The organism is Pseudomonas sp. SZ57 (genome assembly GCF_009495975.1).
Classification (GTDB): domain Bacteria; phylum Pseudomonadota; class Gammaproteobacteria; order Pseudomonadales; family Pseudomonadaceae; genus Aquipseudomonas; species Aquipseudomonas syringae.
The window spans coordinates 21,574-43,918 of the sequence record NZ_WIBD01000026.1 but is presented as its reverse complement, the minus strand read 5'-3'; the positions used below and the strand labels follow the sequence as shown (position 1 = coordinate 43,918).

The 22,345-nt window shown below is 59.1% G+C and carries 22 protein-coding genes; 3 read left to right on the top strand and 19 right to left on the bottom strand.

Annotated elements, in window-relative coordinates:
• Window positions 1-4: 4 nt before the first annotated feature.
• From GE543_RS21505 to GE543_RS21485, 5 genes are read right to left on the bottom strand one after another with little or no spacing between them, the layout of a single operon-like run.
• Window positions 5-3,202, bottom strand: coding sequence for a pilus assembly protein (locus GE543_RS21505; RefSeq protein WP_046235439.1), 3,198 nt, complete (start codon window positions 3,200-3,202; stop codon window positions 5-7).
• Window positions 3,189-3,686 carry a PilX N-terminal domain-containing pilus assembly protein gene (locus GE543_RS21500; RefSeq protein ID WP_024641657.1) on the bottom strand — a complete coding sequence of 166 codons (498 nt, stop codon included), beginning with the start codon at window positions 3,684-3,686 and terminating at the stop codon, window positions 3,189-3,191. Before GE543_RS21500 ends, GE543_RS21505 begins: the two co-directional genes overlap by 14 nt.
• Window positions 3,687-3,697: 11 nt before the next feature.
• Window positions 3,698-4,405 carry a PilW family protein gene (locus GE543_RS21495; protein WP_046235438.1) on the bottom strand — a complete coding sequence of 236 codons (708 nt, stop codon included), beginning with the start codon at window positions 4,403-4,405 and terminating at the stop codon, window positions 3,698-3,700.
• Window positions 4,402-4,917: a type IV pilus modification protein PilV gene (gene pilV, locus GE543_RS21490; RefSeq protein ID WP_003408438.1), complete on the bottom strand. Its 516-nt coding sequence runs from the start codon at window positions 4,915-4,917 to the stop codon at window positions 4,402-4,404. The genes GE543_RS21495 and pilV overlap by 4 nt, the downstream gene beginning before the upstream one ends.
• Entirely contained in the window at window positions 4,917-5,390 is a 474-nt protein-coding gene (locus GE543_RS21485; protein ID WP_002551984.1) for a GspH/FimT family pseudopilin, read from the bottom strand. Before GE543_RS21485 ends, pilV begins: the two co-directional genes overlap by 1 nt.
• 131 nt (window positions 5,391-5,521) lie before the next feature.
• Here GE543_RS21485 and GE543_RS21480 point away from each other — a divergent pair, with 131 nt between their 5' ends.
• Window positions 5,522-6,022 (top strand): GspH/FimT family pseudopilin, encoded by a 501-nt coding sequence (locus GE543_RS21480; RefSeq protein ID WP_153222328.1) that lies wholly within the window; start codon window positions 5,522-5,524, stop codon window positions 6,020-6,022.
• Window positions 6,023-6,028: 6 nt separating this feature from the next.
• Here GE543_RS21480 and ispH read toward each other — a convergent pair whose 3' ends face one another.
• The 6 genes from ispH to murJ all read right to left on the bottom strand — a co-directional run bounded on the left by ispH (window position 6,029) and on the right by murJ (window position 13,452).
• On the bottom strand, window positions 6,029-6,976 hold the full coding sequence (gene ispH, locus GE543_RS21475) for a 4-hydroxy-3-methylbut-2-enyl diphosphate reductase (RefSeq protein ID WP_003408433.1): 948 nt from the start codon (window positions 6,974-6,976) through the stop codon (window positions 6,029-6,031).
• A gap of 58 nt (window positions 6,977-7,034) precedes the next feature.
• A complete protein-coding gene (locus GE543_RS21470; RefSeq protein ID WP_058399122.1) occupies window positions 7,035-7,511 on the bottom strand; it encodes a peptidylprolyl isomerase in 477 nt (158 codons plus the stop codon).
• Window positions 7,504-8,010: a signal peptidase II gene (gene lspA / locus GE543_RS21465; protein WP_003403535.1), complete on the bottom strand. Its 507-nt coding sequence runs from the start codon at window positions 8,008-8,010 to the stop codon at window positions 7,504-7,506. Before lspA ends, GE543_RS21470 begins: the two co-directional genes overlap by 8 nt.
• Complete coding sequence (gene ileS / locus GE543_RS21460; RefSeq protein WP_032702594.1) at window positions 8,003-10,834, bottom strand: isoleucine--tRNA ligase; 2,832 nt, start codon at window positions 10,832-10,834, stop codon at window positions 8,003-8,005. The genes lspA and ileS overlap by 8 nt, the downstream gene beginning before the upstream one ends.
• A 20-nt stretch (window positions 10,835-10,854) precedes the next feature.
• Window positions 10,855-11,781, bottom strand: a complete 927-nt coding sequence (gene ribF, locus GE543_RS21455; protein ID WP_003371105.1) for a bifunctional riboflavin kinase/FAD synthetase — start codon at window positions 11,779-11,781, stop codon at window positions 10,855-10,857.
• Between the two features lie 132 nt (window positions 11,782-11,913).
• A complete protein-coding gene (murJ, locus tag GE543_RS21450) occupies window positions 11,914-13,452 on the bottom strand; it encodes a murein biosynthesis integral membrane protein MurJ (protein WP_153222327.1) in 1,539 nt (512 codons plus the stop codon).
• Between the two features lie 250 nt (window positions 13,453-13,702).
• Between murJ and rpsT the strand changes: the two genes are divergently transcribed.
• The gene (rpsT, locus tag GE543_RS21440) at window positions 13,703-13,981 is read left to right on the top strand and encodes a 30S ribosomal protein S20 (protein WP_003344603.1); all 279 of its coding nucleotides are present in this window, start codon (window positions 13,703-13,705) and stop codon (window positions 13,979-13,981) included.
• Window positions 13,982-14,154: 173 nt separating this feature from the next.
• Here the strand turns inward: rpsT and GE543_RS21430 are convergent, their stop codons facing one another.
• The 5 genes from GE543_RS21430 to rplU form a co-directional block, all read right to left on the bottom strand.
• The gene (locus GE543_RS21430) at window positions 14,155-14,625 is read right to left on the bottom strand and encodes a CreA family protein (protein ID WP_003318791.1); all 471 of its coding nucleotides are present in this window, start codon (window positions 14,623-14,625) and stop codon (window positions 14,155-14,157) included.
• Window positions 14,626-14,652: 27 nt separating this feature from the next.
• On the bottom strand, window positions 14,653-15,771 hold the full coding sequence (gene proB, locus GE543_RS21425; protein ID WP_003414708.1) for a glutamate 5-kinase: 1,119 nt from the start codon (window positions 15,769-15,771) through the stop codon (window positions 14,653-14,655).
• A gap of 89 nt (window positions 15,772-15,860) precedes the next feature.
• Window positions 15,861-17,084 (bottom strand): Obg family GTPase CgtA, encoded by a 1,224-nt coding sequence (gene cgtA, locus GE543_RS21420; RefSeq protein ID WP_002551973.1) that lies wholly within the window; start codon window positions 17,082-17,084, stop codon window positions 15,861-15,863.
• 216 nt (window positions 17,085-17,300) lie between these two features.
• Window positions 17,301-17,576 (bottom strand): 50S ribosomal protein L27, encoded by a 276-nt coding sequence (gene rpmA, locus GE543_RS21415; protein ID WP_002551972.1) that lies wholly within the window; start codon window positions 17,574-17,576, stop codon window positions 17,301-17,303.
• Window positions 17,577-17,608: 32 nt separating this feature from the next.
• Window positions 17,609-17,920 carry a 50S ribosomal protein L21 gene (rplU, locus tag GE543_RS21410; protein WP_002551971.1) on the bottom strand — a complete coding sequence of 104 codons (312 nt, stop codon included), beginning with the start codon at window positions 17,918-17,920 and terminating at the stop codon, window positions 17,609-17,611.
• 239 nt (window positions 17,921-18,159) lie between these two features.
• Between rplU and GE543_RS21405 the strand changes: the two genes are divergently transcribed.
• The gene (locus tag GE543_RS21405) at window positions 18,160-19,128 is read left to right on the top strand and encodes a polyprenyl synthetase family protein (RefSeq protein ID WP_003344609.1); all 969 of its coding nucleotides are present in this window, start codon (window positions 18,160-18,162) and stop codon (window positions 19,126-19,128) included.
• 146 nt (window positions 19,129-19,274) lie between these two features.
• Here the strand turns inward: GE543_RS21405 and GE543_RS21400 are convergent, their stop codons facing one another.
• The 3 genes from GE543_RS21400 to selD are packed head-to-tail and all read right to left on the bottom strand — an operon-like array spanning window position 19,275 to window position 22,207.
• The gene (locus GE543_RS21400) at window positions 19,275-20,039 is read right to left on the bottom strand and encodes a sulfite exporter TauE/SafE family protein (protein ID WP_153222326.1); all 765 of its coding nucleotides are present in this window, start codon (window positions 20,037-20,039) and stop codon (window positions 19,275-19,277) included.
• 33 nt (window positions 20,040-20,072) lie between these two features.
• Window positions 20,073-21,173 carry a tRNA 2-selenouridine(34) synthase MnmH gene (gene mnmH, locus GE543_RS21395; protein ID WP_153222325.1) on the bottom strand — a complete coding sequence of 367 codons (1,101 nt, stop codon included), beginning with the start codon at window positions 21,171-21,173 and terminating at the stop codon, window positions 20,073-20,075.
• On the bottom strand, window positions 21,173-22,207 hold the full coding sequence (gene selD, locus GE543_RS21390; protein ID WP_153222324.1) for a selenide, water dikinase SelD: 1,035 nt from the start codon (window positions 22,205-22,207) through the stop codon (window positions 21,173-21,175). Before selD ends, mnmH begins: the two co-directional genes overlap by 1 nt.
• Between the last annotated feature and the right edge of the window lie 138 nt (window positions 22,208-22,345).

The following is a 22,345-nucleotide window of genomic DNA, read 5'->3' as shown; positions in this document are numbered from 1 at the left end:
TTCCCTATTGGATTTGTCGCCACATGATGCGCTGGAAGACGTTCGCACTGCCGCCCTTCTCATTAATCTTGGTGGGCGTGCCGCCGCTGGAGTCAATCACGTACTTGTTATCGTTGGCCCCATTGGTACCGGCAACGATAGAAGCCACTACCGGGATACCAGTACCGATACCGAGACCGCCAATGATCAAATCCGAAGAGTTGATATCGCCGTCATTGTTGGTGTCCAGTACCTGGTAATTAAGCATGCTGCCGGTCGCGGCGTTCAGCTCGAACAAGCGCCCGGTCCCGGTGCTTTCGCAGGGGTCGGTAGAGTTGACGGCTGCCGTGGTGAAGATGATACGACCGCGAGAGGTTTGTGCCGGATAGATAATCCGCTCGCCGACATAAGGGGCCGTGGTTGCCAACGGCAGGTACCAGCCTTTCTTGGTGCCCCAATCCACATCATTGGAAGTCGTGGTGTAATACGTATTGCCACTTCCGACTACCGTCCCGTTAATGGCCTGAGGCTGCAGATTGGCCTCAACGATGTTGCCTGAACCGTTGTCGCCATCCCAGATGGCATAGAAATCCTGCAACGAGCTGGTCTGCTTGTCCGCGGTTTCGCTGAATTTCCCGGTGCCGAAATACACGATCTTGCCGTTGAGTGGATGGTCCAGCAACAAGGGCTGAACGGTAATCGACTGACTGGCTCCTTGAGGTGCAGTGAACAGGGGTGAGCCATTGAAAGCGACTTTCCAGCTGGATGCTGCGGCCCCGCTCATGTCGAACTTCCACAGGCGGCCCTTGAGATCGCCCGCATAGGCTGCTTGAACGACATTCTGCGAATTGACCCGAAGTTTCACCGAAGACAACCCGTTATCCGTTTCGCTGCCAGTGACCGGAGTCGGAATTTCAGCAATGAACTGTCCGGTATTGGCGTTGAGTACATACAGGGACGCCCTCCCGGTAAAACTGCCGTAACCGTTGCCAACGACAACGATCCCGGTGCCATCGGCCATACGCGCTACATCCGGCTTGGAGTAGGTGTATCCAAGGTTGTTGAACTTGTTGTTGGTGTCTGAAGTGTCGGGAGCCTTGACCTCCCACAATGCCCCGATGCTGTCTGCCGAACCTTCGAAAAGCTTGATCGCAAAAAAAGCCTTGCCGCCAGCGCCCAGCCCGGAATACGCCACCGTGCGCCATACACTCCCTGCGGATGCCTGCGTATCGAAGACTGCAATCTGACCATCCACCGTAAAACGGTGAACGCCGGAACCGTAGGAAGAGGATGAAATGGTCGCCAATGAACTCAGAGACGTAGACGGCATATACGCGTATTTACGCGCACCGGAGCTGGCGTCGATCACGTTGAAGAAGCCATCGTTGGCGTTGGCCAGCAGACTGGAACTCATGTTGCTGGACTTGGCAGAAAGGTACGTCGTGTAAGTGGTGTCGCCGAGCAAATCAGACGCCGTCTTCTCTGTCGGCAGCCCGGCCCCCAATGATGAATTGACGATATCGCCCAAGAGTGTGGCACGAGTACGAAGCTTGGCATTGGCCGTGCCTTTGGCCCAGGCAATAACCTCCGCGCCGGTCACTCCGGTCGGCAGCGTAGCGGTAAAGGCATCGCGTTGCGCCTGCGTAAAATTCAGAAAATCCAGGGTGATTTTCGTCGGTGTCGCCGCTGTGCTCCATGACTCGAAAACAGGCGCCTTGGTGCTGCTGGTGATCGTGGTATCAGTGGTCCAGACAGGGGCGCTCAGCGCTCCTGTCGTAGCGTCCAGATTGTAAGCCTTGATCGTGCCATGCCAGTCCGTCGGGTCATAAAGCGTCTGATAGAAGCGGCTGCCCGCCTGAAGGGTGGACGAGTTTGCCACGCCACCGCCGCCCGAACCGGCCTTGGCATAGATATCGCTCAATGCGAGGTTCAAGGCGTTGTTCAAACCGGCACTGTCATTGGTCTGGAAATACTTGCCGTGCCCGTGATTATTGTCGGCAGCGTCTATCAGCATCTGGTTGGCGGCTGTGAAACCAATGGTGTAGGTAGTCATGTTCTGTTGAGAGAAGCCGTCTGTATCCCAACTTTTCTTGGTCAGGTCAGTGGCAGGTGTACTGCTCGCTCTTCGCATGTCGATGTCATAGGCGAACTTGGCGAGGTCGTCCAGATAAAGCGTATCGCCCTCACCATCACCATTAAGATTGGCCCCGTCATTGGCCGCATTCAAGTCCCAATTGGGCAGCGAGCGGGAGGTATTGAGTACATCCTCCGGATCGTTGCTCGGGAACGTTCGATCGTACGTCGGCAAGCCGTCAGTAATCACCACGCCAAAGTTTTTCTGGCAGCGGTACTGTATTGGGCTGGTGTAGGTTTCCGGTGCACCGTTATAGCCGTAAAACGGAGTCATGCCCCGAAAGTAGCGGGTTATCTCATAGTACGTTTCAGCCAACGGCGTATTGGAGTCGCCTCGCAGTGCATTGATGGCCGTATTGAGGGCGGTAACATTGTCGTTTGCATCACGCTGGCTGACACCGCCGTTGTTGTAAGGGTTACTGGCAACAGGGGACAGGTCTGCAACAGGTCTGGAAATCTTCCCTCCACGCCCGGGGTCAGCGTTGGTCGGAGGATTGAACCCGGCCAGACCGATTCTCAGGGATTTGTTGTTTTCAACCAGCTTCAATGAAACGTTGCGCGCGACGTTGATACGGTAATCGTTGGGAATGATGTTGTTGACGGTGAAGTCTTTGGTAGTGGTGTTGGCGGCCCGCGTCAGGTCAACCAGATAAGAGAGGTAATCTGCAGTGTAGCGTGTGGTGCTCTCGTTGCCGGCCGGATCGGGCAACTTCAGGCAGTAACCCACGTTGTCACGCGCAACGTAGGTGTAATCGCTTCTGCACGTGTAGGGCCCGGCAGAGTCCAGCGAAAGCGTATCGTCGCCCTGAATGGAAACGCCTCTGCAGTTAAGAAAACCGCATGACCCTGGCTGCGCATAGATAATCGACGGACGATTGGTCACCGTCGGATCAAAGCCGGCTGCCCAGATGATGTTGTACATACTCCCGGAGTTATCCACCAGCAGCATCAGGTTAGGCGGCACGGCCGACGCACTGAGCAAAGGTACTTGTGCTGGCGTAAACGCATACACGGGCGTAAGGGCATAAAAAGCCAAAAGCGCACCGCCGAGATACTTCAGGCTGCGACGGAGTTTCTCAGCAATTGGCATAAATACTCTCCAGCACCGTGCGCGACGTGCCTTGAATAGCGACTGATGTCACGCGATAGAGCGTTACTGTTCCGGTACAGATCGGTGGCCGATTCACAGGTGTCGCAGTGGTCCCCAGATTCTGTATACCGTAGAAACCGCCTGCCGCAGCGATCCAATTAACCCCGGATGCTCCTACCCCAGCCGTCGTCAAAGAAGTGGATTCCGCAGGCGGTGCACAAGATGCAGTTGTACACTTGGCCATGGTAAAGCCAGTCATCTTGATCGAAGACTCTCCCAGCCTTAATGCCGCTTCGGCCTTCTGGAAGGATTGATTGCGCAGGGTGACGCTGCCCGCCATCTTTTCCTGCAGCGTGGCGTTCTGCATGGAAGAGATACCCAGCAGAGTGAGCAGCAGCAGAAACACCAGACTGACCAGCAACACCATACCGCCCTGCCGTGCAGGGAAAGCCTGTATCGATTTGAATCGCACGATCCTGTTCATGCCCGGCCCGTTCAAAAGCGATTACGCAAGTAAGCGACAACATTGTACTGTTGAGACTTGACGATGCCGTTCTGCCCATCCTGCAGCGTCAGGCTGATACGCACACTGCGCACAGCGTCGGCGTTGGCCTTGGTAACAGCCGTGGTATAGGACATCGGGTTACCCGTCATGCCGAAAGAAACACTGAAGTCCGCGACGTTCTGCAACAGCGGCTGCGGAGTGCCGTCCGTGCCATATTTTATGGTCAAGTCTGTTCCGCTGAGCGTGTAGACCAACTGCCGCAACGGAAAGGCCGTCTCCCCCGTAGCCGGCGCACGAGTACTGGCGTAAAGCTGCGTCTTGGACTGACAGTCTGAAACGATGGTCCAGGTGGGCGTACTGCCTGTGGTCCCTACGTCGGCAGTCACCAGCGTCAGCGTCCTGCTCGGATTATCCCAGAGAATTGGAGTATCCAGTGCGATCGGCCACGGGATAGCAGGAGATACAGGCGTGTAGTTTTTGAAGCTCAGGCAGCCATACATGCCGGTCATCCTGATTTCCTGAATCAGTTTGCTCAGCAGGAAACGCGCATCCTCCTGCATCCGCGCTGCGGCATTCTGGCTCTGGTAGGTGCCTCTGGCAGCCGTGAATATCTGCACGATACCCAGGCTGACCACCAGCCCCAGGACCAGCGCCACCATGATTTCGACCAGGCCGAAGCCTCTGGAAAGCTTTCTCATGGGTTGACCCCGATCCGCGAGGTCAGCGTAAAATTCCGGTTGGTCGGGCTGCCGTTCGTGTTTCCGGTTGCCTGATTGCTCGATCCCGCAGCCCTTGTGTCGCTCCAGCCGATGTTAATGGTCACCTCCGGAGCCCCGGTGATATCAATGCTGCCGGTACCGCTCGAGCCTGCAAAGTTGATGATGTTGCTTCTGAAATCAGACAGATCCTGCGCTCTGGCATCGTTCGGATTGGCCGCTGGCGCCGCATCCAGATTCGCCAACGCATAAGTCGCCAGCACGTTGGTCGACCCATTGGCACTGGCATTACCATCAACATTGGCGCGGATACGATCCATCATGTCGTAAGCAATGAAGCTGGCCTGACTGCTCATGGTCGCGCTGTCGGTGTACTTGAGCGCGTTGAGCTGAATGGCCGCCGCGCCCAGCAGGCCGATGGCCAGAATCAATACCGAGACCAGTACCTCGATCAGAGTCATACCGATCTGGCGATGTCGGGTTTCACCGGCCATCAGCAGCCTCCACCCAGGGTGATCCGGCCGGTCAGACAGACCTTTATGGTTTTGCTAATGGTGCCTCGGGTGTAGGTCATGGTCACCGCCGCAGCCGGGGCGATGAGCGCGCCCAGGTTGTTGAAATCAATTGCCGTGGCATTGTTATCGGCCACCAGCGTGGCGCCGCTGCTCATGGCCGCTATTTTTCGCAGCGCAGTGGGCGTCGTCTGAGTATCGGAAACCAGATACACCTGCAATTCGTTGGTCCACGCCGTCCCGCTGGTCGGCGCTATACGCACCGCCACTCCCCTGTTTATCGCCTCGAGTCGCGCATAGTTGAGCGCCCGCTGCAAATCGCTGAGTTCGGTATCGGCCTTGTTGCTCTGGATGGAGCTGGTGAAATTCGGGATAGCGATAGCCGCCAGGATGCCCACCAGGGACACAGTGACTAACAATTCGATGAGGCTGAATCCCTTGGCTATATGACGCATTGAGTGTCTCCTAGACGTTACGACTATAAGGCAGCAACGCCGCTGGAAAATCCATAGCGGGACGTACGGTTGTTTTGCCACGACGAACGCCCGCAGTGTATTGAAACGGCGGTTTCCAGGGAGGAAAGCATATGAAGCATGCAGGATTCACACTGGTCGAATTATTGATCGTCGTTGCACTGGTGGCCATTTTGGCCAACGTCGCAACCCCCTCTTTCAAGGAATTCATCGATTCCAGCCGTGGCCTTGCGACCGCCCGGGAGCTGGCCAGCGGCATTCGCTCGGCGAGAGCGGCCGCAGTCACACGCAACCAGATCGTTACGCTTCATGCCATCGAGAACGACTGGAGCAACGGCTGGCGGATCATACTCGACGCAGATGGCAAAGGTCCCGACGAAAACGATCCAGTGCTGATAGAACGCGCCAATAGCGGCACAGCGCGAGTGGTCGATAACCGCAAGCGTGTGGAGGAGATCAGTTTCAATGGTTTGGGGACGTTGCGGCGCAGAACCGCCAGGACGTTGCACGTATGTGCCGCAGACCAGCCGGTGAGCAACTATCGAGTGATAGTCGCACCGGCCGGGCGCGTGAGGGTCGAGGACACGAAAATCGATGCAGCGCTGTGTGGCTGAATAGCCTCAGAGCAGCGACTTGACGCGCAGTTCCTTGGGCATCGAGAAGGTGATGTTCTCCTCGCGGCCGGCAAGCTCATCCGCACCGGTCGCGCCCCAGGCCTGCAATTGCTGGATCACGCCGCGCACCAGCACTTCGGGGGCCGAAGCGCCCGCAGTGATGCCGATACGCTCTACACCGTCGAACCAGCCCCGTTGCATGTCTTCGGCGCCGTCGATGAGGTACGCCGGAGTCGCCATGCGCTCGGCCAGCTCGCGCAGGCGATTGGAGTTGGAGCTGTTCGGGCTGCCCACCACCAACACCACATCGCATTCGTCGGCCAGTTGCTTGACCGCGTCCTGACGGTTTTGCGTGGCGTAGCAGATGTCATCCTTGCGCGGCCCGCCAATGGCCGGGAAGCGCGTGCGCAAGGCATCGATCACCCGGCTGGTGTCATCCATGGACAAGGTAGTCTGGGTCACGAAGGCCAGGGCTTCTGGGTTGCGCACCTGCAGGCTGGCAACATCCTCTTCGTCCTCGACCAGATAGATCGCACCGCCGTTGGCGGCGTCGTACTGGCCCATGGTGCCTTCGACTTCCGGGTGACCGGCGTGGCCGATCAGGATGCACTCGCGGCCATCACGGCTGTAACGGGCGACCTCGATATGCACCTTGGTCACCAGCGGACAGGTAGCATCGAACACTTTCAGACCACGGCCTGCCGCCTCGGTACGCACAGCCTGGGAAACACCGTGGGCGCTGAAGATAACGATGACGTCATCCGGCACCTGATCCAGCTCTTCGACGAAGATCGCACCGCGAGAGCGCAGGTCTTCGACGACAAATTTGTTGTGAACGACTTCATGGCGCACATAAATCGGCGGACCAAACACTTCCAGAGCGCGATTGACGATTTCGATCGCGCGGTCCACTCCGGCACAAAAGCCGCGGGGGTTGGCGAGTTTGATTTGCATGCGGTGCCTCATGATTGGTACGGGGTAGCCCGGCCTGGGCCGGGCTTGACGGCGAAGGTCAGGAAGCCAGAATCGCCTTCACTTCGAAGATTTCCACTTCAAAGCTCAGAGTCTTGCCTGCCAGCGGGTGATTGAAGTCGATGGTGACCTGCTCGTCATCGAACGCTTTCACCACGCCGGGCAACTCGGTATTGGCGGCGTCATTGAAGATCACCAGCAACCCTTCGGACAGTTCCATGCCCACGAACTGCGAGCGTGGCATGATCTGCACGTTTTGTGGGTTGGGCTGACCAAAGGCGTTTTCCGGCAGAATCTCGACGGTCTTTTTATCGCCCGCCTTGAAACCGAAAATCGCCATTTCGAAGCCAGGCAGCAGGTTGCCGTCACCGACCTTGAACGTGGCCGGAGCCTTTTCGAAGGTGCTGTCGACGGTATCGCCGTTTTCCAGACGCAGGGCGAAGTGCAGAGTGACCTGCGTATTCTGACCGATGCGCAGCTCGTCAGACGAGCCTTGAGTCGAAGGTTGCTCAGTCATTGACGGTCTCTCCGGTTTTCTTGCTCTTGAACATGTCCAGCGCCAGCATGATTGCGCCGACGCTGATGGCACTGTCCGCGACGTTGAACGCCGGGAAGTACCAGCGGTTCTGCCAGTGAACCAGGATGAAGTCGATCACGTGGCCCAGCACGATACGGTCGTAGAGGTTACCCAGTGCGCCGCCCAGTACCAGCGCCAGTGCAACGGCCAGCCATGTGTCGTCACGCCCCAGACGCTTGAGCCAGACGACCAGCACAGCGCTGACCACCACTGCGATCAGGGCGAACAACCAGCGCTGCCAGCCGGCACCGTCAGCCAGAAAACTGAAGGCGGCACCGGTGTTGTAGGCCAGGGTCCAGCTGAACAGGTCGGGAATCACGATGATCTGCTGATACAGGCTCAACGCGTTCTCGAAGTAATACTTGCTGGCCTGGTCAATGACCAGAACCAGCACGCTCAACCACAGCCAGGCCAGACGGCCAAACGAGGCGTTAGGCATAGTGACGGACCTCGCCTGCACCGCTGATGTTGTCTACGCAACGGCCGCAGATTTCCGGATGCTCGGGATTCACCCCTACATCCTCGCGGTGATGCCAGCAACGGGCACACTTGGCATGACTTGACTTGAGCACTTTCAGTTTCAAGCCGGCAACTTCGGTGACCACGGCATCGGCTGGCGCGGATGCGAACGGTGCCACACTGGCTGTCGAGGTGATCAGCACGAAGCGCAGCTCGTTGCTCAGCTTCGACAGGTCAGCCACCAGCGACTCCTCGGCGTACAGGGTCACTTCGGCCTGCAGGTTGCCGCCAATGGCCTTGGCAGCGCGCAGGTTTTCCATTTCCTTGTTGACCGAGGTCTTCACCGCCATGATCCGCTCCCAGTAGGCGCGGTCCATGTCGAAGTCGGCAGGCATTTCGGTCAGGCCTTCGTACCAGGTGTTGAGCATCACCGATTCATTGCGCTCGCCAGGCAGGAACTGCCACAGCTCGTCGGCGGTGAACGCCAGGATTGGCGCGATCCAGCGCACCAGCGCTTCGGAGATGTGGAACAGTGCCGTCTGGCACGAACGACGCGCAGTGCTGTTGGCCGCCGTGGTGTACTGACGATCCTTGATGATGTCGAGGTAGAAACCACCCAGCTCCTGCACGCAGAAGTTGTGGATCTTCGAGTACACGTTCCAGAAGCGGTATTCGCCGTAATGCTCTTGCAGCTCGCGTTGCAGCAACAGGGTGCGATCCACGGCCCAGCGGTCCAGCGCGAGCATTTCCTCGGCAGGCAGGATATCGGTCGCCGGGTTGAAGCCCGTCAGGTTGGAAAGCAGGAAGCGTGCAGTGTTGCGGATACGACGATAGGCGTCGGCGCTGCGCTGCAGGATCTGGTCGGAAACCGCCATCTCGCCGGAATAATCGGTCGCCGATACCCACAGGCGCATGATGTCGGCACCCAGCGAGTCGTTGACCTTCTGTGGCGCTACCACGTTGTTCAGCGATTTGGACATCTTGCGGCCGTTCTCGTCGACCACGAACCCGTGGGTCAGCAGCTCGCGATACGGTGCGTGATCGTCCAGCATGCAGCCGGTCAGCAGTGAGGAGTGGAACCAGCCGCGATGCTGGTCCGAGCCTTCCAGGTACAGGTCGGCACGCGGACCGCTTTCATGGCCCATCGGGTGCGAACCGCGCAGCACATGCCAGTGCGTGGTGCCCGAGTCGAACCAGACGTCCAGGGTGTCGGAGATCTTGTCGTACTTGCCGGCCTCGTCACCGAGCAACTCGCTGGCGTCGAGCTTGAACCAGGCCTCGATGCCCTCTTTCTCGACACGCTGCGCCACTTCTTCCATCAGTTCGACGGTACGTGGGTGCAGGTCGCCGCTTTCCTTGTGCAGGAAGAACGGAATCGGCACGCCCCAGTTGCGCTGACGCGAAATGCACCAGTCAGGACGGTTGGCGATCATCGAGTGCAGGCGCGCCTGCCCCCACGCCGGAACGAACTCGGTGTCTTCGATGGCCTTGACCGCACGCTTGCGCAGGGTGTCGCCGCTCTCAGGCTGCTTGTCCATGCCCACGAACCACTGCGCGGTAGCGCGGTAGATCAAGGGCGACTTATGGCGCCAGCAATGCATGTAGCTGTGGCTGATGGTTTCGGTGTCCATCAGGCTGCCGACTTCGACCAGCTTGTCGATGATGTTCTGGTTGGCCTTGAAGATGAACTGGCCACCGAAGAACTCCAGCGACTCGACATACACACCGTTGCTCTGCACCGGGCTGATGATGTCGTCGTTGCTCAGGCCATACTGTTTGCAGATAGTGAAGTCGTCTACGCCATAGGCAGGCGAGCAGTGAACGATGCCCGTGCCCGCACCCAGCTCGACGTAGTCAGCCAGATAGACTGGCGACAGGCGGTCGTAGAACGGATGGCGGAAGTTGATCAGCTCAAGCGCCTGACCGGTGGTGGTCGCGATGACGGTGCCTTCCAGCTTGTAACGGGCCAGACAGCTCTCGACCAGTTCGGCAGCCAGCACCAGCAGTTTGTCGCCGACATCGACCAGTGCGTATTCGAATTCCGGATGGACGTTCAGCGCCTGGTTGGCCGGGATGGTCCACGGTGTGGTGGTCCAGATCACGATGGACGCAGGCTTGCCCAGCGACGGCACGCCGAATGCGGCTGCCAGTTTTGCTTCGTCGGCGATCGGGAACGCCACGTCGATGGTCGAGGACTTCTTGTCCTGATACTCGACTTCGGCTTCAGCCAGTGCCGAGCCGCAATCGAAACACCAGTTGACCGGCTTGAGGCCCTTGAAGACGAAACCGCCCTTGACCATCTCGGCCAGGGCGCGGATTTCTCCGGCTTCGTTGGCGAAGTTCATGGTCAGGTACGGATTGCTCCAGTCGCCGAGCACGCCCAGACGGATGAATTCGGACTTCTGGCCTTCGATCTGCTCGGACGCATAGGCGCGGCACAGCTCACGCGTACGGTCTGCGGAGAGGTTCTTGCCGTGGGTCACTTCGACCTTGTGCTCAATCGGCAGACCATGGCAATCCCAACCCGGCACATACGGGGCATCGAAGCCCGCCAGGGTCTTGGAACGCAGGATCATGTCCTTGAGAATCTTGTTGACCGCATGACCGATGTGAATATTGCCGTTGGCGTACGGAGGACCGTCGTGCAGGACGAACTTGGGACGATCCTTGCCAATCTCGCGCAGCTTCTGGTACAGGCCAATGCTGTCCCAGCGCTGCAGAGTTTGCGGCTCGCGCTGGGGCAGGCCGGCCTTCATAGGGAAGGCGGTGTCCGGAAGGTTTAGCGTGGCTTTATAGTCAGTCATTTCAGGCTCTTGTTTAGCGGTTAGCCATGCCAATGGGCACGGGCGGCGGCGACGTCCGCATTGATCGCCGTCTTGAGCGCCTCCAGTGAGGCGAAACGCTGCTCATCACGCAGCTTGTGGTGGAAAGCCACCGTCAAACGCCGGTCATAAAGATCGCCGGCAAAATCCAGAAGATGCACTTCAAGGTGGGCACTGCCATCACCCGTTACCGTCGGGCGTACGCCGATGTTGGCGACCCCCGGCCAGGCTTTGCCATCGATCTCCGTGCTGACCAGATAGACCCCGCTCAGCGGCACACGACGACGCTTGAGTTGCACGTTGGCGGTGGGCGTACCCAACTGACGGGCCAGCTTCTGGCCGTGCAATACCCGCCCGGCTATCTGGAACGGACGACCGAGCATGCGCTCGGCCAGGGCAAAGTCCGACGCAGCCAGAGCCTTGCGCACCTTGGTACTGCTGACCCGGATGCCATCTATTTCAACGGTCTGCGCCGCTTCTACGGTAAAACCATACGTTGTGCCGGCCTGTTGCAGGAAGTCGAAGTCACCGACCCGGTCGAAGCCGAAACGAAAATCGTCGCCCACTTCGAGGTGCTGGACACCGAGACCGTCGATCAGCACGGTCTCGACGAAACTCGCCGCGCTGAGCTTGCACAGACGCTGATTGAAGGACAGGCAAAGTACCCGGTCAACGCCTTCGGCACTCAGCAGTTCGAGCTTGTCACGCAGACGGGCCAGACGGGCCGGCGCTGTCTCGGGCGCAAAAAACTCACGCGGCTGCGGCTCGAAGATCACCACACAACTGGGCACACCCAATTCGACGGCACGCTCGCGCAGGCGCGCCAGGATAGCCTGGTGGCCGCGATGAACGCCGTCGAAATTGCCAATCGTGGCGACGCAGCCCCGATGTTCGGGGCGCAGGTTGTGAAGGCCTCTAACCAGCTGCATAACGCACTTCTTGCTCATAAAGTGGCCGATTATAACCACACACGGCCGTGGACGACAGGCAACACACCAAGACCGGATGAAGGTTCTCGGCGTGTGGCGACAAAAACCGAAGATCAACCCCTGCGACGCGCCCTACATAATGGCTTTGCGGGCGAAATCCCGGAGGCGGAAGCCTAATAAAAGAAGCATGGCGAAATAGGTCACGACGCCGGCTGCAACCAGCGCACCCAGACGCAGAAAACGCTCCAGCATATGACCTTCGTCCCACGCCGGCATGACATGCATGAGCCCCAGCAGCACCGCCGACATCACCGAGACGGCAATCACCAGCTTGAACAGGAACTTCGTCCAGCCAGGCTGCGGCTGAAACAGATCCTGCTTGCGCAACTGCCAGAACAGCAACCCGGCATTGATGCACGCCCCCACACTGATCGCCAGCGCCAGACCGGCATGCTGCAAGGGCACGATAAAGGCCAGGTTGAGCAATTGAGTCACTATGAGGGTGAAGATCGCGATTTTCACCGGGGTGCGGATATTTTGTTGAGCATAAAAGCCGGGGGCCAGCACCTTGATCAGGATGATCCCCAGCAACCCGACCGAATAGGCGACCAGCGCACGTTGGGTCATGGCCGCGTCGAGTGCATCGAATTTACCATACTGAAACAACGAAACGGTCAACGGCTCAGCAAGCAGCCCCAGCGCCAGGGTGCAAGGCAGAACCAGCACGAAACACAGTCGCAGGCCCCAGTCGAGAATTCGCGAATATTCCTGGCGATCCCGTTGCGCGTAGGTTTTGGACAGTATCGGCAGCAGAATCGTACCCAGCGCCACACCCAGCACGCCGGAAGGCAGCTCCATCAGGCGGTCGGCGTAGTACATCCATGACACTGAGCCGGCGACGAGGAACGAGGCAAAGATCGTGTTGATGATCAGAGAAATCTGACTGACAGAAACGCCAAGGATGGCGGGCAGCATCTGCTTCATTACCCGCCAGACCCCGGTGTCGCGCAGATTAAGGCGAGGCAGCACCAGCATGCCGATCTTTTTCAGGTGCGGCAGTTGGTAAAGCAGTTGCAGCAGGCCGCCGACCAGAACCGCCCAGCCCAGCGCCATGACCGGCGGATCGAAATACGGCGTCAGGAACAGCGCGAAGAAAATCATGCTGACGTTGAGCAGCGTAGGCACGAACGCTGGCACCGAGAAGCGGTTCCAGGTATTGAGGATCGCACCGGCCATCGAGGACAGGGAGATCAGCAATATATAAGGAAAGGTCACCCGCAGCAGATCCGAGGTAAGCGCGAATTTCTCCGGGGTGTCGACAAAGCCCGGCGCGGTGGCCCAGATCACCCAGGGCGCAAAGATCACTCCGAGCAGCGTCACCAGCGCCAGCGCCAGGGTCAGCAACCCGGTGACATAGGAAATGAAGGTACGCGTCGCCTCCTCCCCCTGCTGGCTCTTGTATTCGGCCAGGATCGGCACGAATGCCTGGGAAAAGGCACCCTCGGCGAAAATACGGCGCAGCAGATTGGGCAGCTTGAAGGCGATGAAGAACGCATCCGTGGCCATTCCGGCACCGAAAGTGCGCGCGATGATGGTGTCGCGTACAAAGCCCAAAACCCGGGAAACCATGGTGATAGAGCTGACGGCGGCGAGTGACTTGAGTAGATTCATTGAAAGAGTTGTGCGCCTCGGCAAAGGATGGGCGATAAAGCCAGCCATTTATGCAATACTTCGCGCCGCAAAAACGCCCGAAGCAAAGGCCGCGAGTTTACAGGTCACAGGCCGGAAATAAATCCTCCAGTCAAATGTAGCAACCACTCAGCGGAACACCTTAACTGCCCTTGACAAGACTTCAACTCATCGGCATGATTCGCGGCCTATTTTGTTTGCTATTTCACAAAGTCTTTCGAGGAGCTCGACGGTGGCCAACACACCTTCCGCCAAAAAACGTGCAAAACAGGCTGAGAAGCGTCGCAGCCACAACGCCAGCCTGCGTTCCATGGTTCGTACCTACATCAAGAATGTAGTTAAAGCCATCGACGCAAAAGACGCAGAAAAAGCGCAAGCCGCTTATGTTCTGGCTGTTCCTGTTATCGACCGTATGGCCGATAAAGGCATCATCCACAAGAACAAGGCTGCTCGCCATAAAGGTCGTCTGAACGGTCACATCAAGGCTCTGAGCCTTGCTGCTGCAGCCTAAGCGACCCGCTTGTTAAAAAACCGACCTCAGGGTCGGTTTTTTATTGCCTGCTGGAAAGTAGCGGGAAACGCAAACGCGCGGCGCGGCGCGGACCTGTGACGCAGAGCGTCACGAAAGGCATTCCCACGCTGGAGCGTGAGAAACGATAAGCCTGTAACTATCCTGCTACAGACTCAAGGCGCAGGCGCGGTTGTCCATGGCAGGATCGGAATGGCGGTCACGGCATTCTGCGGGCTGCCTTCGATGACACGGTCGCTGTAGACCAGGTACACCAGTGCATTGCGCTTCTTGTCGAAGAAACGCACCACCTGCATGGTCTTGAAGACCAGCGAAGTACGCTCCTTGAACACCTCGTCGCCGTCCTTGAGGGTTTCCTTGAAACGGATCGGCCCGACCTGACGACAGGCGATGGACGCCTCGGCACGGTCCTCGGCCAACCCCAGACCACCCCTCACGCCGCCCGTCTTGGCGCGTGACAGGTAGCACGTCACCCCGTCCACCTTGGGATCATCAAACGCCTCGACCACAATTCGATCGTTGGGCCCGACCATCTTGAACACGGTCGACACCTGACCGATCTCTTCGGCCGAGACCAGCACCGGCATCAGCAACGCAGCGGCCAATAAACCTTTCATGAAACGCATCAAATAGTCCTTTTTTTCAGCCTTGAGTCAGACGAGGATCAGGTTATCCCGATGAATCAGCTCGGGCTCGGCCATATAGCCCAGCTCGCGCACGATGGATTCGGAAGAGTGACCAATGATTTTCTGGGCTTCGATGGCACTGTAGTTACTCAGCCCGCGAGCGATCTCGCGACCGTCCGGGGCGACGCATACCACCATCTCGCCACGCCGGAAGCTGCCCTGGACAAGCTTGACGCCTACCGGCAGCAGGCTTTTATGATCCCTGGCCAGCGCCGCAACCGCACCATCATCCAGCACCAGCGTACCGCGGGTCTGCAGGTGCCCTGCCAGCCACTGCTTGCGCGCTGCGAGCATGCCACGCTCAGGGGACAGCAGCGTGCCCAACCGCTCACCACCCTTGAGCCGCGCCAGAACGCGCTCGATGCGCCCGCCGACGATAACGGTATGCGCACCGGAACGCGCCGCCAGACGCGCTGCACGCAACTTGGTCTGCATGCCGCCACGCCCCAGCGCACCGCCCGTACCACCGGCCACTGCATCCAGCGCCGGATCATCGGCACGCGCTTCGTAAATCAGCTGCGCCTCCGGGTTGTTGCGCGGATCGGCGTCGAACATGCCGTCACGGTCGGTCAGGATGACCAGCAGATCAGCCTCGACCAGATTGGCAACCAGCGCCGCCAGCGTGTCGTTATCGCCGAAACGGATTTCGTCGGTAACCACTGTGTCGTTTTCGTTGATGACCGGCACAACCCCAAGCTCGACCAGCGTGCGCAGGGTGCTGCGGGCATTCAGGTAGCGTTTGCGGTCCGACAGGTCGTCGTGGGTCAGAAGGATCTGCGCGGTATGCCGGCCATGCTCGGCAAAGCTCGATTCCCACGCCTGTACCAAGCCCATCTGACCAATCGCCGCAGCAGCCTGAAGCTCGTGCATGGCACTGGGTCTGGCCGTCCAGCCAAGACGGCTCATGCCGGCAGCCACCGCCCCGGAAGACACCAGTACCAGCTCGACACCCGCCTCATGCAGCGCCACCATCTGCTCCACCCAAACACCCATGGCGTTGCGATCCAGGCCCTTGCCATCAGCCGTCAGCAAGGCACTGCCAATCTTCACAACCCAGCGCTGGGCGCCCGTCACTTTGCTGCGCATCTTCTTCCAACCCTAGCCAGAGATTTTCAAATTCGGGATACAAAAACGCCGCTAACAATCGTAGCGGCGTTCAAGTTTACTTCAAGCGATCAGTCACGGACGTAAATGATTTCCGGACCGTCTTCATCGTCCACGTCTTCTTCATCCCAGTCATCGTCACCGATGTCATGCACGCTCTTCACGCCGCTGCGACGCAGGGCACGCTGATCGTCCAGTGCCTGCAACTGGGCACGGGCTTCATCTTCGATGCGCTGATCGAGCTCGGCCAGCTCTTCGGCGTAACCAGGCTCTTCGGCGATACGCTGGCTGCGCTCTTCGAGGTAACGCATGATGTCGCGAGTCAGCTGCTCGGTGCCTTCTTTGGCAATGGCAGAGATCACGTAAACAGGGCCGGTCCACTCCAGACGATCGACGATCTCCTGCTTGCGTGCCTCCTGCTCCTCTTCGAGAATCTGATCGCACTTGTTCAGCACCAGCCAGCGATCACGCTCGGCCAGCGACGGACTGAATTTCTCCAGTTCGTTGACGATCACTTCGGCCGCATCCGGAGCACTGCTTTCATCCAGCGGCGCCATATCGACAAGATGCAGCAACAGACGGGTACGCGCCAGGTGCTTGAGGAAGCGAATCCCCAGGCCCGCGCCGTCGGATGCACCCTCGATCAGACCTGGAATGTCGGCAACCACAAAGCTTTTCCAGCGATCGACACTGACCACGCCCAGGTTTGGCACCAGCGTGGTGAACGGATAGTCGGCAACCTTTGGCTTGGCCGCAGACACCGAACGGATGAAGGTGCTCTTGCCAGCATTTGGCAGGCCCAGCAGGCCGACGTCGGCCAGGACTTTCAGCTCGAGCTTGAGATCACGTTGATCACCAGGCTTGCCCGGCGTGGTCTGGCGCGGAGCGCGGTTGGTACTGGACTTGAATCGGGTGTTACCCAGACCGTGCCAGCCGCCCTGGGCAACCATCAAGCGCTGACCATCCTTGGTCAGGTCACCGATGATTTCCTGAGTGGTGGCGTCGATGATGGTGGTCCCGACCGGCACACGCAGTACCAGCTCTTCACCCTTGCGACCGGTGCAGTCGGCGCTGCCACCGTTGGAGCCGCGCTCGGCGTCGAAGTGACGGGTGTAACGGTAGTCGACCAGCGTGTTCAGGTTGACGTCGGCGACCATGAAGATCGAGCCGCCATCACCACCATCACCACCGTTGGGACCACCGTTTTCAATGAATTTTTCGCGGCGGAAGCTCATGCAACCGTTGCCGCCATCACCGGCTTTTACTCGAATGGATACTTCATCTACAAATTTCATAACGCACGCCTCCCGCCACAGGGACGAGCAGAACCACATAAATTACATAAGACTCTTGCAAAAATGAGCGTTGCGATACCGATCAGAAACCAGCGACCCCATGGGTCAACATCACAACAGCCCGCACAAACAGTTTTGCAAGAGACTCACCTGCCTCTCTACCTCTACAAACAAAAAAGCCCCGTCGCAAGACAGGGCTCTTAAGCTACTGCGTGATTACGCTGCGGAGACTTCAGTCTTCGGAACGATGCTCACGTAGCGGCGACCGAAGGCGCCCTTGACCTGAAACTTGATCACGCCTTCCACTTTCGCGAACAGGGTGTGATCTTTACCCATGCCAACGCCGTAGCCAGCGTGGAATTGGGTGCCGCGCTGACGCACGATGATGTTGCCAGGGATGATAGCCTGGCCGCCATACATCTTCACGCCAAGGCGCTTGGCTTCTGAGTCGCGCCCGTTACGGGTACTACCACCAGCTTTTTTGTGAGCCATGAGTCAATTCTCCAGTTGAGGATTAGGCTGAATTAAGCCTGAATACCTGTAATTTTGATCTCGGTGTACCACTGGCGGTGGCCCATACGCTTCATGTGGTGCTTACGACGACGGAACTTGATGATACGAACCTTATCGTGACGACCTTGCGAAACCACTTCAGCCACAACGGTAGCGCCAGCAACAACGGGAGCACCGATATTGACGTCGTCGCCATTGCCAACCAGCAGAACGCGGTCAAACGTGACGGATTCGCCAGTAGCGATTTCCAGTTTTTCAATTTTCAGGTATTCACCTGGGGCGACTTTGTACTGCTTGCCACCGGTAACAATTACTGCGTACATGGTATTTCTCCGAAAATCCTGCTCACCCAGCTCTTTATAAGAAGAGTATCGGCTGGCATGGCTGCATGGGGCTGGAACGGCCCGTTTGCATTGCGTAAGGCAGGTGCTGCCCAGGAAAGTTAGGGTGCGCGATTGTACGCAAGGCATTCGCGTGTTGCAAGAGGCGGCTCGTCATACCTTGACACGCTCTACCCCGCGACCTAGCATGCGGCGCAACCTATCCGGAGCACCTGTCGCTGATGCAACCCCAAGCCTTCTACCGCGCGGTGGCGGACGACTTTAGTGCCGTTGACCTTATCATCAAAAAGCAACTGACGTCGCGCGTACCGCTGGTCTCGAAAATCGGTGATTACATCACGTCGGCAGGTGGCAAGCGCCTGCGCCCGTTGCTGGTGCTGCTGTGCGGCAAGGCACTGGGTCGCGAAGGCGATGATGTTCGCCTGCTCGCCGCCACTATCGAATTCCTGCACACCGCCACCCTGCTGCATGACGACGTTGTCGACATGTCCGGCATGCGTCGCGGTCGTTCCACCGCCAACGCGCTCTGGGGCAATGCGCCCAGCGTATTGGTGGGCGACTTCCTTTATTCGCGCTCGTTCGAAATGATGGTCGAACTGGGCTCGATGGAGGTCATGAAGATTCTGTCCAAGGCAACCCGCATCATCGCCGAAGGCGAAGTGCTGCAGCTCTCGAAGATCCGTGACGCCAGCACCACCGAAGAAACCTACATGGAAGTGATTCGCGGCAAGACAGCCATGCTGTTCGAAGCCTCGACCCACAGCGCCGCGGCCCTGTGCAACGCCCCCCAGGAACAGAGCGAAGCACTGCGCACGTTCGGCGACCATCTGGGTGTGGCCTTCCAGTTGGTGGATGACCTGCTGGACTACCGGGGCGATGCCGAGACGCTGGGCAAGAACGTCGGTGACGACCTCGCCGAAGGCAAGCCGACCCTGCCGCTGATCTACACCATGCGTGAAGGCAGCCCGGAGCAGGCCGCACTGGTTCGCCAGGCGATCCAGAAAGGTGGCCTGGAAGATCTGGAAAGCATCCGCAACGCAGTAGAAAGCGCCGGCGCCCTCGATTACACCGCACAGCTGGCCCGCGACTACGCGGCACGCGCCATTGCCTGCCTGGACGCGCTGCCGCCCAGCGAGTACCGCGACGCACTGGTCGAACTGAGCGAGTTTGCAGTCGCCCGTACGCACTGATATTCGTAGCAGTCAAAAGCCCGTCCAGCGACGGGCTCGGCAAATGGCAGTCAGCGCGTAATCCTTCATCCTCTCCTGCATGAAATCCGGAAAACACTGAATCCTCAGTGCAAGTCGCGCATGCCCGCGATACAGCGCATGACTCATCAGCCTTTTATCAGCAGATGCAGCCCCAGCAGGCCCATGCCGATAAAGAACACACGCTTGAACAGCACCGCGCTGATTCGCTGGCGCAGCCATTGCCCCAGCAGCATGCCCAACAGGGCCGGAATCAGCGCCAGCGTGGAGGCGCCCAGCTCTGCGCCGCCCAGTGCGCCGTTCCACGACAAACCCGCCGCCAGCGCCAGCGTCGAGACAGTGAAGGACAACCCCAGCGCCTGGACCAGTTGGTCGCGCTCAAGCCCCAGCGCCTGCAGATAAGGCACCACGGGAATCACGAACACCCCGGTGGCCGACGCGATCACCCCGGTAATCAAGCCGCACAGCGGACCCAGCCAGCGCTCGGCAGCGGCGGCAACCCTGAAGGTCGGCAAGAACAGCCCGCTCAACGCGTAGAGAAACAACGCGCCACCCAACGCGCGGGTCATTGAATGACCGCCACTCATGCCCAGCCAGAACGCCCCGGCCAGCGTGCCGATGAAAATCATGCTCAGCATCGGCCATAGCCGCTTCAGCAAAGGCCGCAGATTGCCACCCGTCGCCAGTTGCCAGACGTTGGTGAATGTCGACGGAATAATCAGCAACGCCGCAGCCTGCGCCGGCAGCATGGCCAGCCCCAGCAACCCCATTGCCACCGTGGGCAAGCCCAGACCGATCACACCCTTGACCGTTCCGGCCAGCAGAAAGGTGACGATCACCAGCGCCGAAAGGCCCCAGCCCAGCGTTTGATAGAAGTCGAGAATCGAGTGCATGGCGTCCCTTGCCAGATGGATAGAGGTCGAGGCTTAACGTTGATCAGAGCGCTCGCGCAGATAGGCCAGCACTTGCGCTTGGTCACCTGCGAATTCGATACGCGCCGCTTTGTGTTCGCGCTGGTAAGCGTACATCGGGTCGTAATATTCGCCGAGCAGCCCTTCGATCCAGCCTCGGTGCAGATCAACCGCACCGTTGCGCTGCTGTTCTTCCAGCGCCGCCTGCATAAGGCCCGACAGGCGCTGGTGACGCTCGCCGCCGAGGCGTTTGTGAATGTTGTTCAGGCTTTGCAACAGACGCTCGGCGAACAGGCCGAAGCCCTGCTCTGCGCCCTTGACGGTGATAAACTCTGCGCAGAGGTTGATCACATAGTCCTCGAGAATGCGCTCGACGCGATTCTCGAAGCTGTCTTCCAACCAGACCATCGCGCAGCCCTGCATCGCCTGGTGCAGCTCCAGCGGCACGTTGCAACTGCCGACCAGACGGCTTTCATCTTCCACAACGAATTGTTCGATACCGGCTGCGCGCTTCTTGAGCAGGTCGATGGCCAAGCGGTTCTCGAAGTCGATCTGCGCCGGTTGTCCGGTGGCACGCTTGCCGAAGCTGGAGCCGCGATGATTGGCGATGCCTTCCAGGTCCACGCTGTTGGGCAGCTGCGTCAATACTTCGGTCTTGCCCGTGCCGGTCATTCCGCCGAGCACGACGATAGCGCATTCGCTCACCGCCTCGTGCAGGGTATCCAGCAGAAACGTGCGCATCGCCTTGTAGCCGCCAAGAACCCGCGGGTAATCGACCCCGGCATCCTTCAGCCAGCGCTGTACCGTCTGCGAGCGCAGCCCGCCGCGAAAGCAGTACAGGTAGCCATCCGGATTGGCTTTGGCGAACTCGATCCACGCATTGACGCGTTCATCCTTGATCTGACCACAGACCAATTGATGCCCGAGCTGGATAGCGGCGTCCTGGCCGTGTTGCTTGTAGCAGGTGCCGACCTTTTGCCGCTCGATGTCATTCATCAGCGGCAGGTTGATCACGCCAGGAAAAGCCCCTTTGGAAAACTCCACCGGAGCGCGAGCGTCCATCATCGGCACGTCGTTGAGAAACAGTGCACGGTAGTCGCTGCTGTTGCCGGCCATCAGAACACCTCGACGGCGTGGGTCTGTCGCTCGTGCAGGGTGCCGATAGGGTTGAGCAGCAGCCCCAGTTCGGCAGCCACGATCAGAAACTCGGCTTCACCTTCAGGGCTGACCGCGACCAACAGACCGCCGCTGGTCTGTGGATCACACAACAGGTCACGCTGGGCATCGCTCAGTGCGCCGATCCTGTCGCCGTAACTTGCAAAGTTGCGCAATGTGCCGCCCGGCACACAGCCCTCGGCAATGTAATGCTCGACGCCGGGCAGACGCGGTACAGCCGCGTAGTCCAGACGTGCGGTCAGACCTGCGCCGTCCGCCATTTCAACCAGATGCCCGAGCAGACCGAAGCCGGTGACATCGGTCATTGCCTGCACCCCGTCGAGCTTGCCGAAACGGCTGCCCGGCTTGTTCAGGGTGCACATCCAGTCACGCGCCAGACCGATGTCTTCATCGCGCAACCTGGATTTTTTCTCGGCCGTGGTGAGGATGCCTATGCCCAGGGGCTTGGTCAGGTACAGGGTGCTCCCCGCCAGGGCCGTGTCGTTGCGCTTCATGTGCTTTTTCTGCACCACGCCGGTCACCGCCAGACCGAAGATCGGCTCAGGCGCATCGATGGAATGCCCTCCCGCCAGCGGGATACCGGCAGCGTCGCAGACGGCACGGCCACCGCGAATGACTTCACGCGCCACTTCGGGTGGCAGGATGTTGACCGGCCAGCCGAGAATGGCGATGGCCATCAGCGGGTCACCGCCCATCGCATAGATGTCGCTGATGGCATTGGTCGCGGCGATACGGCCGAAATCGAACGGGTCATCAACGATGGGCATGAAGAAGTCCGTGGTCGAGACCACGCCGCGCTCGTCATCCAGCGCATAGACCGCCGCGTCATCACGCGAGGCATTGCCAACCCAGAGTCTGGGGTCAAGGTTCTGAGCGCCGCTGCCAGCGAGGATCACGTCCAGCACCTTGGGGGAAATCTTGCAGCCACACCCTGCTCCGTGACTGTACTGGGTCAGGCGGATTGGCTCATTCATCGCGACACTCTCGGTTACCGGGAAACAGGCTGTGGAGTCTAGGGGCTGTTCCCTTATCAGCGCAAACCGCGTCGTGCGCCGGTCGTGCATTCGGGCGGTGAATCTGCCGAACTGGCCTTTCTCGCCATGCCTCTTATA